Raw genomic sequence first — 12,055 nt, 5'->3', positions numbered from 1 at the left:
CCGCCTCAGTCAGGGAGTCGCGCATGAACCGTCGGATCGCACCGCCTCAACCCTTCGCTCCGGTCGATTCGGCCGAGACGGCGATGGCGCTGGCGCGGGGCAGCGCCTGGGCGTTCTGGATCTGGGCGGCCGTGGGCCTTCTGCAGGCGGGACTGGTCTGGTTTCAGGGCGATGCGGCGCATCAGGATGTGCGCGGCGCCACCACGGGCTTCATGATCTTCTTCTCAGGCTTCGCCGCCGTGCTGGGATGGATGCAGCGCCGCAAGCCCAACCGCGTCCTGCCGGTGTTCGGCCTGGCCTGGGCTCTTTATGAGTTGAGCGCCCTGTCCGTCGGCCTGCTGGTCGGCGCGCCGCTGGCGGCGCCGGGGCTGCCGGAATGGAGCATCGCCCTGGGGGCGGCGGTCATGGTGCTGTGCCTGCTGCTGCACATCGGCGGCCTGCGCGGGGCGGCCGCCATGGGGCGGCTCGCCTCGGCCCCATCCGGCGACCAGGCCTGAACGATATCCGGGGGAAATAGATGAAACATGAGCTCAAGCTGTGGTTGCGCGCGGCCAATCCCTTTGCGCCGCCGCGCGGCATGGCGGAGGCGCAGCGGTCCGCGCGTGTGGGGGCTGTCGCCCTGGCCGTGTCCGCCGTTCAGAGTGTGGCGAGGCTGCCGATGATGTCGGACAAGCTGGCGCAGTCCATGATCGAGGTCACCAAAGCCCAGGGCGGATCGGCGGCGGATCAGGCGATGATGGAGGGCTTCATGACCGTCCTGGCGCCGATCATGATGGTCACCACGATCAGCGTCGCCATCGTCTTTCTGGTCCTGGCCGTGCTGCAGTGGCGCTGGATGACGTGGGCGTTCCCGGCCATCATGCTGGCCCTGCTAGGCTACGGTCTCTTGAGCAGGGTGATCGGGCTGGTGATGATGGGGCCGGTGATGGCCCAGTGGCTGACGCCCGTTTCCTTCGCCCTGCAGATCATCAACCTGCTCATGGGTTTGGTCTATGTGGCGGCGTATCGTGGCGGCCGTATGCTTGAACAGTTGAAACGGAGCGTCTGACCATGAGCGTCACCCTTTACCACAACCCGAAATGCTCGACCTCGCGCAAGGCGCTGGAGCTGCTGCGCGAGCGGGGACTCGAGCCGACGGTGGTCGAGTATCTGAAGACCGGCTGGGACGCCGAGACGCTGAACCGTCTGGCGCGCGCGACGGGCGGCGGGCTGAAGGGCTTGCTGCGCAAGAAGGAGGCTAAGGCCGCCGAGCTTCTGGCCGCTGATGCGGATGACGCGACGGTTCTGGCAGCCATGATCGAGAGCCCGGTCCTGGTCGAGCGTCCCATTGTCGAGACGCCGAAGGGTGCGGCGATCGGGCGACCTCTGGAGGCGGTGTTGGGAGTGCTGTGAAGGCGTAGGTCGCCGAATGTCAGCTATGGGTGGGAGGCGGGCATTTCACTCGCACCCAACTGGGTGCAGGAATCGAGCATGCAGGTTCAACCTGAAGAATACGAGGCATTGAGGGGTTGGCTCTCGCATATGGTGCGATTGATGATGCATGACGTGGTGTCGGGCTCTGACATCGATCCGATTGTCGTGCTCGACCGCATTGCAGAAACCTCCCCCGTGAAAGCGCGAAAGAGCCTGTCTATGGCGATAGGCGACATCGTGGAGATGAGCAGCAACTGGCCCCTCGATAAAATCCTAGAAGCTGATCGCCAACTTTCGGAAGCTGAACTACCTTCGCTTTCCGCTGTTTGTGCGAAGTTCAGCAAGGCCGTTGCAAAGATTGTCCGCAAGGGCGTCATCGCAAACGACGCTGAGTTCTATCTGGTGAGCAGCGCGGCTGAAATGACCGGTGATAATCAGCAAGTTCTCTTGAACTTGGTTGCGGCCTACGAAGGCAAGGCGGTCGACTAACGTCCGCAACGGGTCGAAAGCCGACCTGTTCACGCGCTCCAAATTGACCCTTCCGCGCTTCGATGCCAGACCCCGGCTGTTCGTCACGCTTGGAGTTCGCCCATGACCCGCACCCTGTATGGCATCAAGGCCTGCGACACGATGAAGAAGGCGCGCGTCTGGCTGGATCAGAACGGCGTGGCCTATGACTTCCATGACTATAAGGCCGCAGGCGCGAACCGCGCCGAGGTGGAGCGCTGGGTCGCCGAACATGGCTGGGAGAAGGTGCTGAACCGCGCGGGCACGACCTTTCGCAAGCTGCCCGACGCCGACAAGGCCGACATCGACCCCGCCAAGGCAGTGGATCTGATGCTAGCCCAGCCGTCGATGATCAAGCGGCCCGTGCTGGATCTGGGCGACGGGCGGACGCTGCTGGGCTTCAAGCCGGAGGTCTACGCCGAGGCCCTGAAGGGCTGAGGCTCAGTCCTCGACGGCGGTGGTGGGGCGGTCGTGGCCGTCGGCGCGTTCTGTGACCCACTGGCCCGAAGCGTCTTCATACTCGATCCAGGAGGTGCGGTCCGGCACGCGTTGTTCGCGCGCCGCCGCCGAGGCCGCCGCCAGCGCCGCTGCGTGGCTGGGGAAGGTCTCGGAATAGCTGTCGCCCAACTGGTAGGCCCAGCCGCCGTCGTGCTGGACGATGCGATAGGTGATGTTCATACGCGCCTCCGAGGGATCGGCGGTCACCGTCGAACGGCGACCGAAGCCTGTCGAGTCACGCTGTGGTGACGCATTACGAAGAGTTCATGCGCCGAACTGCATCCATCGGCCATCATCGCCGCCTCTTGTGATCAGAAGGCCGCCGCATCAGGCTGAGCCGGAACACGTTTCACACTAGGGGCGACAACCCATGAACGGCTTTGAAATCCTCATCCCCCTGGCGCCCTTCCTCATGGTGGTCGCCATCGTCGCCATCCCCGCCTGGCTGAAGAGCCGGGACAGGCGCGAGATGCAGGCCACCCTGCGGGCGGCCATCGAAAAGGGCCAGCCCCTGCCGCCTGAAGTGATCGAGAGCATCAGCAAGGAAAACGCCAAGCCGCCGGCGACGGCCGCGCGCGACCTGCGCACCGGGGTCATCCTGCTGGCGGTGGCCGTCGGCATCGGCATCTTCGGCTATGCGGTCAGCTTCGCCGAGATGGACGCCTACTATCCCATCGTCGGGATCGCCGCGATCCCCGGCATGATCGGCCTGGCCTTCATCATCCTGAGCTTCTTCAACAAGAACAAAGGGTAAGCGGCCGAACAGGGAAGACCGTCATGGCCCAACCCTTACGCGATATGCACGACGTCGAACTGGCCGGGCTTGCGGCCGGCGGCGGCCGCCGAGAGTTCGGCGAGCTGGTCCGTCGGCACGGCTCGGCGGTGCGGGGCCTGTTGCGCCGCATGGGCGCCCAGCCCGCCCTGGCCGACGACGTGGCCCAGGACGCCTTTCTTCTGGCGTTCGAGAAATGCGCCGAGTTCCGGGGCGAGGGCACCTTCGCCGCCTGGATCAAGCGCATCGCCGCGCGTCTTTATCTGAAGCGCATCTCCAAGGAGGCGCGCTATGTGGCGGAAACCGAAACGGAAGACGCCGCACCCGCCGTCGACAGCATCGGCCGCGTCGATCTGGACGAAGCCCTGCGAGGCCTCAGCGAGGCCGAACGCCTGTGCGTCTCCCTGTGTCATGGCGCGGGGCTGTCGCACCCGGAAATCGCCGCGGCCATGGATTTGCCGCTTGGAACGGTGAAATCTCATGTCAAGCGTGGTCTGGATAAACTTCGGGCCCGGCTCCAGCCGGGGCCGGTTGCAATCGGGAGCGCATCCCATGTCGGCTGACGAATTCGATCCGGCGATCGAGCGCCTGTTCGCCCAGACGTCGCACTTCGCTGATTCGGCCTTCTTTGAAGCGGACGTGGCCGCGCGTCTGAACAAGGCCTCGCGCGTGCGGTCCATCGCCCTGTCGGCGGCGGGGCTGGCCGGGGGGCTGATCGCCGTGCGCGAACTGCTGGGCGTCAACTTCCAGCTGGGGCCGGACGGCTTCACGGCCCACGCGGGCGGCGGCGTCGATTCTGGCCGGAGCCCAGGCCGGGATCCAGGGCGGAATGGCGGTTCAGTCCCTGCTGGAGCGGTCCGGATTGGGCGATGCGGCCCTCAGCGCCATGGGCTCCATGGGCGGGATGCAGATGTTCTGGGCCACGGCCGGGGTGCTGGTGGCCCTGCTGGCGGCGGGCGTGGTGAAGCTGTCGCAACAGATCTGAGCGCCGTTTTCCCGCCCCAGTCGCGGCTTAGGGCTGGAAAAAGCCGTTTCGCGCCCAACGCCTGCGTTGCGGGCGTGACGCCGAACCTCTAGGGTCGCGGCGTTTTTATGATCGGCCTTGGCTGCATTTTTGGGGCGACGTTTCGTGGTTGATGTCTTCGAACAGGTCGAGGAGGAGCTTCGCTCCGAACGCTATAAGCGTCTGGCTCGCACCTGGCTGCCGGTTCTGGGCGGCCTGCTGGCCGTGGCTCTGGTCGCCGCCCTCGCCTGGTGGGGCTGGCAGTCCTATGTGAGTTCGCAGGCCGACAAGGCCTCGGCCGCCTATCAGCAGGGCATCGACGCCCTGCAGGAAGGCAAGACCGCCGAAGCCCGGACCGCCTTCGCCGAGTCGGCCAAGGCCGGCGGCGGCTACAAGGCCCTGGCCCTGATGCAGGAAGCCGGTCTGGCCCAGGCCGAGAACAAGACGGCCGACGCCGTCGCCCTGCTGGATGAAGCGGCCAAGGCGACGCGGGACCCCATCCTGTCGGACATCGCGGCGCTGAAGGCGGTCTTCCTGGTGATGGACACGGCCTCGCTGGAGGACGTCCAGAAGCGCCTGGAGCCGCTGACCGGCGAGAAACGCCCGATGTCGGCCTTCGCCCAGGAGGCTCTCGCCATGGCCCAGCTGCAGCACGGCAAGACCGCCGAGGCGCGCCAGACGTTCGTGCAACTGCAACTCGGCCAGGACGTGCCGGACCCGGTGCGCCAGCGCGCCCAGGCCGCCGTTCAGGCGGTCGACACGGGCACGGCCGCCAATCTGGCCGCCATCGTCAAGGCCGCTGCGGCCTTGCCGACGCCGACGCCCGGCCAGGCCGCCGCCGCTGCTCCGGCCGAGGCTGCGGCCCCGGCTCAAGCGCCGGCCGCGACGCCTGCTCCCTGATTTGACTCCCTCGGGACGCCAACCATGACCAAAACCCTTAAAGTCGCCCTGTTGAGCGGTCTGGCCCTGACCGTCGCCTCGTGCGGGACGGTGCGCAACGCCCTGCCGTTCGGTCTGGGCGGAGACAAGGAGCCGGTTGCGACGGCGACCGAAGGGCAGCGCATCTCCATTCTGGAGTTCGAGCAGCAGCTGGCGCCGTCGGCGGCCCTGTCCGGCCGTGACTTCTTCCTGCCGGGTCCGCAGGCGGCGACGGCCTGGAGCCAGCCCGGCGGCAACGCCGAGAACGCCGTCGAGCACGTCATCGCCGCGCCGGACTTCGCCGTCGCCTGGCGTCGCGATATCGGCGCCGGATCGGCGAAGGACCGTCAGGTCATGTCCCCGGTGGTGGCCGAGGACGGCAAGATCTTCGTCATGGACGGCGAGGCGGGCGTGACCGCCGTGGACGCCGGCACGGGCGCCGTGCTGTGGAAGGCCAGCGTCAAGGTCGACGAGGCCGATCGCGGCCGCCGCTTCCTGGGCATCGGCCTGGGCGGCGGTTCGGGCGGCGGCGGCTTCGGCGGCGGCATCGCCGTCAGCGGCGGCAAGGTCTTCGTCTCGTCCGGCTATCGCGTCATGACGGCGTTCGACGCCAATACGGGCGCCGAGCTGTGGCGCACGCCGGTCGATCTGCCGATTCACGGCGCGCCGACGGTGTCGGGCCAGCGGGTCTATGTCGTCGACGTCGACAACCAGTTGATGGCCTTCAACGTGGCCAACGGCCAGCAGGACTGGTCCTATCGCGGCATCACCGAGCCGGCCCGCATCATGCGCGCCTCCAGCCCGGCGGTCAGCGGCGGCACGGTGGTGGCGCCCTTCTCTTCGGGTCAGATCGTGGCCCTGCAGGCGACCAACGGCCAGCCGGTGTGGGAGCAGGTGCTGTCGCGCACCAGCCGCACCAGCGCCCTGTCGGAACTGCGCGACATCGCCGGTCGTCCGGTCGTCAGCCGCGGTCAGGTCTACGCCATCAGCCAGTCGGGCGTGCTGCAGGTCATGGACCTGCGCAGCGGCCAGCCGAAGTGGTCCCTGCCCATCGTCGGGGTGAACCAGCCCCTGCCGGTCGGCGACGTCGTCTATGTCGTGTCCCAGGCAGGCGAGCTGACCGTGGTCAACCGCGAGACGGGCCAGGTCTACTGGACCCGCGACCTGAACGAGGGCCGCGTCCGCAAGGAAGGCGGCTTCCTGGGCTTCGGCAAGCGCACCGTGCGTCCGGTCTGGTCGGGCCCGATCCTGGCGTCGAACCGTCTGGTGCTGGTCAACTCGGACGGAGAGGCCGTGGCCTTTGATCCGAAGACGGGCGCGCAGACCGGCAGTCTGAAGCTGGGTTCGGCCGCCTATATCGCCCCGGCCGCCTACAACGGCGCCCTCTATGTCCTGACCGACAAGGGCCAGCTGGTCAGCATCCGCTGACCTTTTCACCGATTTAAGCTAGAAGGCCGACATGGCTCTGAAGGTCGCCATCGTCGGCCGCCCCAACGTGGGCAAGTCGACACTGTTCAATCGTCTCGTCGGCAAGCGCCTTGCGCTGGTCGATGATCGCCCCGGCGTGACCCGCGACCGCCGCTACGCCGACGGCGTGATCGGCGACATGGATCTGACCCTGATCGACACCGCGGGGTATGAGGACGTCACCGACGAGAGCCTGGAAGCCCGGATGCGCGAGCAGACCGAGGCGGCGATCGAGGACGCGGACCTGATCCTGTTCATGATGGACGCGCGCGAAGGCGTGACCTCGCTGGACCGCATCTTCGCTGACCGCCTGCGCAAGGTGCACAAGCCTGTCGTCCTGCTGGCCAACAAGTCCGAAAGCCGCGAGAGCGGCGGCGGCGTGGGTGAGGCGCACGGCCTGGGCTTCGGCGAACCGGTGCCGATCTCGGCCGAGCACGGCGAGGGCATGGCCGACCTGTATCAGGCGATCCTGGCCGCGTCGGAAGACATCTTCGTCGAGGAAGTCGACGAGCCGGAAAAACCGATCCGCATTGCGGTCATCGGCCGTCCGAACGCCGGAAAGTCGACCCTGATCAACCGCCTGATCGGCGATGATCGCCTGCTGACCGGACCCGAAGCCGGGATCACGCGCGACTCCATCTCGGTGGACTGGGTCTGGGAAGGCCGCAATATCCGCCTGATCGACACCGCCGGGATGCGCCGCAAGGCTCGCGTCCAGGAGAAGCTGGAGAAGCTGTCGGTCGCCGACACCATCCGCGCCATCACCTTCGCCGAGGTGGTGATCATGGTGATGGACAAGGACGACGCCTTCGACACCCAGGACCTGCAACTGGCCGACCTGGTCGAGCGGGAAGGGCGGGCGCTGGTCTATGTCGCCGCCAAATGGGACCTGGAGGAAGAGCCGCAGTCGCGTCTGGCCGAGCTGAAGCGCCTGGCTGACGACAAGCTGCCGCAGCTGCGCGGTTCGCCCTTCGTGGCCCTGTCCTCGTTCAACGGACGGGGCGTCGAGCGTCTGATGCCCGCCGTGCTTCAGGCCTATGACACCTGGTCGGTGAAGGTGAAGACCCGCGACCTGAACGACTGGCTGTCGCTGGCGACCCAGAGGCACCCGCCGCCCGCCGTGGACGGCAAGCGCATCAAGCCGAAGTATGTGGCCCAGACCAAGGCGCGTCCTCCGACGTTCGTGCTGTTCGCCAGCCGCGCCTCGGCCATGCCGGACCACTACAAGCGCTATCTGATCAACTCGATCCGCGAGAGCTTCGACCTGCCGGGCACGCCGATCCGCCTGACGGTCAAGTCGGGCTCGGCCAACCCCTATGCCGACGGCGGGGCCAAGTCGGGGCCGGAGCGCTTCAAGGGCGACGCCAAGACCGCGCCGCGCCGCGTGCTGAAGGCCGAGAAGGAAGAGAAGCTGTCCAACCTGCCCGGCAAGGCGCTGGAGCAGAAGGCCAAGGCCGGCATCAAGCCCAAGGTGAAGCCTCTGGGCGGGCTGAAGGCCAGCGCGTCGAAGAAGTCGGGGACCAACGCCTTCGTCGGCAAGGGCGCGCGCGGCGGCGCCCGCCAGGTGTCGCGCTCGGGCCGCGTCCGCACGGGACAGAAGGGCGGCGCCAAGCGCTGATTCCCTGACGGGAACCTTTGCCCGGCTTTTGGCGTCAGTTGAGGCGCAGGAGGCGGATGAAGGGTCATGAAGCACGCGCGCATCGACTATGTCGCCCTGACGACGCCCGACCTGGTCGGACGGGCGCAGGGCGGCGACCCCGAGGCCTTCCGCGCCATCATGCAGCGGGCCAACCAGCGGCTGTTCCGCGTCGCCCGGGCGGTCCTGCACGATGAGAGCGAGGCCGAGGACGCGCTGCAGGACGCCTATGTGCGCGCCTTCCTGGGCATCGGCCGATTTCGCGGCGAAGCAGACATCGTCACCTGGCTGACCCGGATCGTGCTGAACGAGGCGCGCGGCCGCCTGCGCCGACGCCGCCCCTTTGCGGCGCTGGAGGCGGTGGAGACGGCGCAGACGACGACGGGCGAGATCATCCTGTTTCCCGGCGCGGCGTTCGACCCTGGGCCGGAGAGCGATGCGGCCCGCAGCCAGATCCGCAGTCTGATCGAACAGGCGGTGGACGACCTGCCGCCCGCCTTTCGCGCCGTCTTCATCATGCGCGACATCGAGGGGTGCTCGATCGAGGAGACGGCGGCGGGCCTGGGACTCAAGCCCGAGACGGTGAAGACTCGACTGCATCGCGCGCGTCGCCTGTTGCGTCAGGCGCTGGATGAGCGGGTGTCGGCCTGTTTGATCGGCGCCTTCCCGTTTCTGGGCGCCCGTTGCCGCCGAATGTCGGATCGAGTGCTGACCCGGCTGGCGCGCGTGCAGCCGGCGAAACCGGAAACGGGAACTTTATCCGGGGGCTGATGCTCCAATGTCCCGACGGCGGCGCAGGGCCGCTGCGACAGAGGAGACCGAGCCATGTTCAAGTATCTTTTGGTGGTTGGAGCCCTGGCGTTGGCGCCGTTATCGGCGGCTCAGGCCCAAAGCCATCCGCAGGCGTCGGCGCCCGCCGCCCAGCCCAGCGATCCCCAGATCGCGCACATCGCCTATACGGCGGGGCAGTTGGACATAGAGGCGGCGGATCAGGCGCTGGCCAAATCGACCAATGCCGAGGTCCGGGCCTTCGCGGAGACCATGAAGCGCGACCACGCGGCGGTGAACGAGCAGGCCGTGGCCCTGGTGAAGAAGCTGAACGTGACGCCCGAGGCCAATGCGACCTCGACCGCCCTGACCGAAGCGGCGGCGCGCGAACGGGAAAGGCTGTCGGGGCTGTCAGGTATGGCCTTCGACAGGGCCTATATCGACAATGAGGTCTCTTTTCACCGCACGGTCAACGAGGCGCTGCGCGGGACGCTGATCCCCGGCGCGCGCAACGCTGAACTGAAGGCCTTGCTGGAACGCGGTCTGGCGCTGTTCCAGGAGCATCAGGCCCACGCCGAGCAGTTGGCCCGTCATGTCCGTTGATCAGGGGAAGGGCGAGCGCTCTCGGCGCGAGGTTCTGGCGTCGGCCGCAATCCTGACCCTCGCAGCAGCCTGGCCGGCCCGCGCCGCCGGGCGGCGGCATGTCGTCGTGATCGACAAGATGGCCTTCGGAGCGCCGCCGTCGGGCGTGAAGGTCGGCGATACGATCACCTGGACCAACCGGGACATCGTTCGACATACGGCGACGGCGCGGAACGGGGCTTTCAACCTGGATCTTCCGCCGGGGGCTTCGGCGTCGGCGGTGATGAGTCGGGCCGGCGCCGTTCCCTACTACTGCCGCTATCACCCGGCGATGCGCGGCGAGATCAGCGTGGGGGTCTAGCCTTTTCCGGCTCGTCGCCCAGCACGAGTTTCAGCGCCAGGGCGACCACGATGACCCAGCGCAGTTCGTGCCAGTTCATGGCGATGCTTTCGCTGAGCATGGTGAAGGTGAAGGACACCATCATCGGCAGGGCCAGCCAGCCGCCGGGACTGGCGTAGGCGGCCCACAGGGACTGCGCCCAGATCTGCACCAGCCACAGGGCGAACAGGATCACGCCGCCCAGGCCCAGGGCGATGTAGATCTCGAGCCAGCCGCTGTGGGCGTTGGCCGGCAGGAAGTGGGCCTGATGCCCGATCCAGGCCTTGGGGCCGGTGAAGCTGGGGTCGTCCCATACGGCGCCGTAGCCGAAGCCGCGCCAGGGGTGGTCGGACATCTGCTCCATGATGCCGGACCAGATCTCGGTGCGCCCGGTCAGGGTGGCGTCCTTGCCCAGAAGCTCCAGCACCACGTCCGTCTCGGTCGCGATCAGCAGGCCTGCGCCGATGACGACCACGACCGCCAGCCAGGTGGCGATAATGGCGCGTAACGGGCCGGACTTCACCACGGCCACGAAGCCCATGGCGCTGAGCGACAGCAGCAGCACCAGCAAGGCGGTCTTCGAGGTCGACAGAATGACCAGGGCCATCGATACGACCGCCAGGCCGAACCAGAGCTTGCGCCGTTCGGGAACCATGATTCCGGCGGCCAGCAGGAAGATGGTGGTCTGGACCATGACATGGCCGAGGCCGTTCTTCTCGAGCCAGAGACCGCGCCAGGCGCCGGGGAAGATCTCCTGCATCCGGCCGAAGTCGGGCAGCAGCGCGCCGAGCAGGAAGGAAATGACGGCCAGGGCGCCGAGCGTTCCGGCCACGATTTCCGTCAAGGTCCGCCAACTCCACCGGGAAGCCAGGGCGACGCCGCCCAGGGTGGTGAACAGCAGGGCCGGAATCCGCCGCGCCGTCAGATCTGGCATGATCGACCAGAAATAGGTCGCCGCCGTCAGCAGCAGAAGGGCGATCAGCAGGGGAGAGCGCGCCATGCCCCGGACCGCGCGGTCGGGCCTCATGCAGACCAGCACGAGGGCCATCAGATAGGCGGGGTAGTAGAAGTTCCTGAGGAAGTCGGCCGACCGCGCGCCGTAGTTGGTCAGCGGGGCGCCCCAGAAACTGACATAGGTCAGGATCAGGCCGACCGAGGTCGCGAACGCCACGATGTCGGCCAGCGGCGCCGCGCGGATAAGGGGGCGGCCCGAGAGGCGGCCGGAGAAACGGGCAGGGGCGCCCGGCTCCGCATCGCTGACGCCTGATCCCCCCTGCATGGCGGGTTAGACGAGGGCGTCCGCCGACAGGCCGTGCTTCCATTCCTTGAAGCTGACCGTCAGAGGCGGTGTGAAATCAGGGCGGGCCAGTTCGACGATCAGGGGGCCGATCTCGGAAGGATGTGGCAGAACGCCGGGATCTTCACCCGGAAAGGCCTGGGCGCGCAACTGCGTCCGCATCCGGCCGGGATCGACGATGGAGACGCGCACCGGCGTGCTCTCGATCTCGTCGGCCCAGCATTTGACCAGGGCCTCGGCGCCGGCCTTGGTCGCGGCGTACATGCCCCAGAAGGCGCGCGGCTGGCTGACCACGCTGGTGGTCAGGTGGATGGCGCGACCGGCGTCAGAGGCGCGCAGCAGCGGCTCCAGCGAGCGGATTAGGCGGTAGACGCCGGTGAAGTTGATCTTCTCGACCTTGGCGAACTCGCGCGGCTCGGCGTGGGCGACCGGGGTCAGGCCCGACGGGCCCATGGTCGCGGCCGCCTGAACCCAGATGTCCAGCTTGCCGTAGCGCTGGAACAGGGCGCCGCCCAGGCGATCGATGGCGCCGCCGTCCACCAGATCGAACGGGACCAGGCTGGCGTGCTGGCCGGTGGCGGCGAAGATCTCGTCGTCCAACTCTTCCAGGGCGCCTTGGGTGCGCGCGGCGGCGATGACGTGGGCGCCGGCCTTGGCCAGGGCCAGGGCGGCCTCGCGGCCGATGCCGCGCGAGGCGCCGACGACCAGGGCGACGCGGTTGGCGAGGGGGAGGGAAGCGTGTTCGGACATGGCCCGCTGATAGCGCGGCATGGCGTGGGGTGGAAGGGCGCGACAGCTTCCCTCTCCCGCCGCCG

At 67.7% G+C, this 12,055-nt stretch carries 17 protein-coding genes; 14 read left to right on the top strand and 3 right to left on the bottom strand.

What is annotated here, in order from left to right:
• The first annotated feature begins 23 nt into the window (after positions 1–23).
• The 5 genes from AC52GN_RS09305 to AC52GN_RS09285 all read left to right on the top strand — a co-directional run bounded on the left by AC52GN_RS09305 (position 24) and on the right by AC52GN_RS09285 (position 2,358).
• A complete protein-coding gene (locus AC52GN_RS09305; RefSeq protein WP_496526852.1) occupies positions 24–497 on the top strand; it encodes a hypothetical protein in 474 nt (157 codons plus the stop codon).
• A 20-nt stretch (positions 498–517) separates the two neighbouring features.
• Positions 518–1,048, top strand: coding sequence for a hypothetical protein (locus AC52GN_RS09300; protein WP_496526851.1), 531 nt, complete (start codon positions 518–520; stop codon positions 1,046–1,048).
• A 2-nt stretch (positions 1,049–1,050) separates the two neighbouring features.
• Positions 1,051–1,392 (top strand): ArsC/Spx/MgsR family protein, encoded by a 342-nt coding sequence (locus AC52GN_RS09295; RefSeq protein WP_496526850.1) that lies wholly within the window; start codon positions 1,051–1,053, stop codon positions 1,390–1,392.
• A gap of 78 nt (positions 1,393–1,470) precedes the next feature.
• Positions 1,471–1,902, top strand: coding sequence for a hypothetical protein (locus AC52GN_RS09290; RefSeq protein ID WP_452111696.1), 432 nt, complete (start codon positions 1,471–1,473; stop codon positions 1,900–1,902).
• Between the two features lie 102 nt (positions 1,903–2,004).
• Positions 2,005–2,358, top strand: coding sequence for an ArsC family reductase (locus AC52GN_RS09285; RefSeq protein ID WP_496526849.1), 354 nt, complete (start codon positions 2,005–2,007; stop codon positions 2,356–2,358).
• A gap of 3 nt (positions 2,359–2,361) precedes the next feature.
• Here the strand turns inward: AC52GN_RS09285 and AC52GN_RS09280 are convergent, their stop codons facing one another.
• On the bottom strand, positions 2,362–2,598 hold the full coding sequence (locus AC52GN_RS09280) for a DUF2188 domain-containing protein (RefSeq protein WP_289647651.1): 237 nt from the start codon (positions 2,596–2,598) through the stop codon (positions 2,362–2,364).
• A gap of 190 nt (positions 2,599–2,788) precedes the next feature.
• Here AC52GN_RS09280 and AC52GN_RS09275 point away from each other — a divergent pair, with 190 nt between their 5' ends.
• The 9 genes from AC52GN_RS09275 to AC52GN_RS09235 all read left to right on the top strand — a co-directional run bounded on the left by AC52GN_RS09275 (position 2,789) and on the right by AC52GN_RS09235 (position 9,925).
• Positions 2,789–3,172 carry a DUF6249 domain-containing protein gene (locus AC52GN_RS09275; protein WP_291774177.1) on the top strand — a complete coding sequence of 128 codons (384 nt, stop codon included), beginning with the start codon at positions 2,789–2,791 and terminating at the stop codon, positions 3,170–3,172.
• Between the two features lie 23 nt (positions 3,173–3,195).
• Complete coding sequence (locus AC52GN_RS09270; RefSeq protein WP_496526848.1) at positions 3,196–3,753, top strand: RNA polymerase sigma factor; 558 nt, start codon at positions 3,196–3,198, stop codon at positions 3,751–3,753.
• A 266-nt stretch (positions 3,754–4,019) separates the two neighbouring features.
• Positions 4,020–4,175, top strand: a complete 156-nt coding sequence (locus tag AC52GN_RS09265) for a hypothetical protein (RefSeq protein WP_496526847.1) — start codon at positions 4,020–4,022, stop codon at positions 4,173–4,175.
• A gap of 144 nt (positions 4,176–4,319) precedes the next feature.
• Positions 4,320–5,093 carry a tetratricopeptide repeat protein gene (locus tag AC52GN_RS09260; protein ID WP_291774183.1) on the top strand — a complete coding sequence of 258 codons (774 nt, stop codon included), beginning with the start codon at positions 4,320–4,322 and terminating at the stop codon, positions 5,091–5,093.
• A gap of 24 nt (positions 5,094–5,117) precedes the next feature.
• Positions 5,118–6,539: a PQQ-like beta-propeller repeat protein gene (locus AC52GN_RS09255; RefSeq protein ID WP_343829500.1), complete on the top strand. Its 1,422-nt coding sequence runs from the start codon at positions 5,118–5,120 to the stop codon at positions 6,537–6,539.
• A gap of 31 nt (positions 6,540–6,570) precedes the next feature.
• Complete coding sequence (gene der / locus AC52GN_RS09250; RefSeq protein WP_346486514.1) at positions 6,571–8,196, top strand: ribosome biogenesis GTPase Der; 1,626 nt, start codon at positions 6,571–6,573, stop codon at positions 8,194–8,196.
• A gap of 66 nt (positions 8,197–8,262) precedes the next feature.
• Entirely contained in the window at positions 8,263–8,985 is a 723-nt protein-coding gene (locus tag AC52GN_RS09245) for an RNA polymerase sigma factor (RefSeq protein WP_496526846.1), read from the top strand.
• A gap of 54 nt (positions 8,986–9,039) precedes the next feature.
• The gene (locus AC52GN_RS09240) at positions 9,040–9,585 is read left to right on the top strand and encodes a DUF4142 domain-containing protein (RefSeq protein ID WP_496526845.1); all 546 of its coding nucleotides are present in this window, start codon (positions 9,040–9,042) and stop codon (positions 9,583–9,585) included.
• Positions 9,575–9,925: a cupredoxin domain-containing protein gene (locus AC52GN_RS09235; RefSeq protein WP_496526844.1), complete on the top strand. Its 351-nt coding sequence runs from the start codon at positions 9,575–9,577 to the stop codon at positions 9,923–9,925. Before AC52GN_RS09240 ends, AC52GN_RS09235 begins: the two co-directional genes overlap by 11 nt.
• Here AC52GN_RS09235 and AC52GN_RS09230 read toward each other — a convergent pair.
• Together AC52GN_RS09230 and AC52GN_RS09225 are read right to left on the bottom strand one after the other, a co-directional pair.
• Positions 9,909–11,222: an O-antigen ligase family protein gene (locus AC52GN_RS09230; protein WP_496526843.1), complete on the bottom strand. Its 1,314-nt coding sequence runs from the start codon at positions 11,220–11,222 to the stop codon at positions 9,909–9,911. The genes AC52GN_RS09235 and AC52GN_RS09230 overlap by 17 nt on opposite strands.
• A gap of 6 nt (positions 11,223–11,228) precedes the next feature.
• The gene (locus tag AC52GN_RS09225; RefSeq protein WP_496526842.1) at positions 11,229–11,990 is read right to left on the bottom strand and encodes an SDR family NAD(P)-dependent oxidoreductase; all 762 of its coding nucleotides are present in this window, start codon (positions 11,988–11,990) and stop codon (positions 11,229–11,231) included.
• Positions 11,991–12,055: the final 65 nt, after the last annotated feature.

The organism is Brevundimonas sp. SS2672, assembly GCF_059579685.1.
This window is presented reverse-complemented; position numbering and strand designations above follow the sequence as displayed.

Coding starts and splice junctions, on each gene's coding strand:
- AC52GN_RS09305 (WP_496526852.1), top strand. CDS start 24: ATGAACCGTCGGATCGCACCGCCTCAACCCTTCGCTCCGGTCGATTCG.
- AC52GN_RS09300 (WP_496526851.1), top strand. CDS start 518: ATGAAACATGAGCTCAAGCTGTGGTTGCGCGCGGCCAATCCCTTTGCG.
- AC52GN_RS09295 (WP_496526850.1), top strand. CDS start 1,051: ATGAGCGTCACCCTTTACCACAACCCGAAATGCTCGACCTCGCGCAAG.
- AC52GN_RS09290 (WP_452111696.1), top strand. CDS start 1,471: ATGCAGGTTCAACCTGAAGAATACGAGGCATTGAGGGGTTGGCTCTCG.
- AC52GN_RS09285 (WP_496526849.1), top strand. CDS start 2,005: ATGACCCGCACCCTGTATGGCATCAAGGCCTGCGACACGATGAAGAAG.
- AC52GN_RS09280 (WP_289647651.1), bottom strand. CDS start 2,598: ATGAACATCACCTATCGCATCGTCCAGCACGACGGCGGCTGGGCCTAC.
- AC52GN_RS09275 (WP_291774177.1), top strand. CDS start 2,789: ATGAACGGCTTTGAAATCCTCATCCCCCTGGCGCCCTTCCTCATGGTG.
- AC52GN_RS09270 (WP_496526848.1), top strand. CDS start 3,196: ATGGCCCAACCCTTACGCGATATGCACGACGTCGAACTGGCCGGGCTT.
- AC52GN_RS09265 (WP_496526847.1), top strand. CDS start 4,020: ATGGCGGTTCAGTCCCTGCTGGAGCGGTCCGGATTGGGCGATGCGGCC.
- AC52GN_RS09255 (WP_343829500.1), top strand. CDS start 5,118: ATGACCAAAACCCTTAAAGTCGCCCTGTTGAGCGGTCTGGCCCTGACC.
- der (WP_346486514.1), top strand. CDS start 6,571: ATGGCTCTGAAGGTCGCCATCGTCGGCCGCCCCAACGTGGGCAAGTCG.
- AC52GN_RS09245 (WP_496526846.1), top strand. CDS start 8,263: ATGAAGCACGCGCGCATCGACTATGTCGCCCTGACGACGCCCGACCTG.
- AC52GN_RS09240 (WP_496526845.1), top strand. CDS start 9,040: ATGTTCAAGTATCTTTTGGTGGTTGGAGCCCTGGCGTTGGCGCCGTTA.
- AC52GN_RS09235 (WP_496526844.1), top strand. CDS start 9,575: ATGTCCGTTGATCAGGGGAAGGGCGAGCGCTCTCGGCGCGAGGTTCTG.
- AC52GN_RS09230 (WP_496526843.1), bottom strand. CDS start 11,222: ATGCAGGGGGGATCAGGCGTCAGCGATGCGGAGCCGGGCGCCCCTGCC.
- AC52GN_RS09225 (WP_496526842.1), bottom strand. CDS start 11,990: ATGTCCGAACACGCTTCCCTCCCCCTCGCCAACCGCGTCGCCCTGGTC.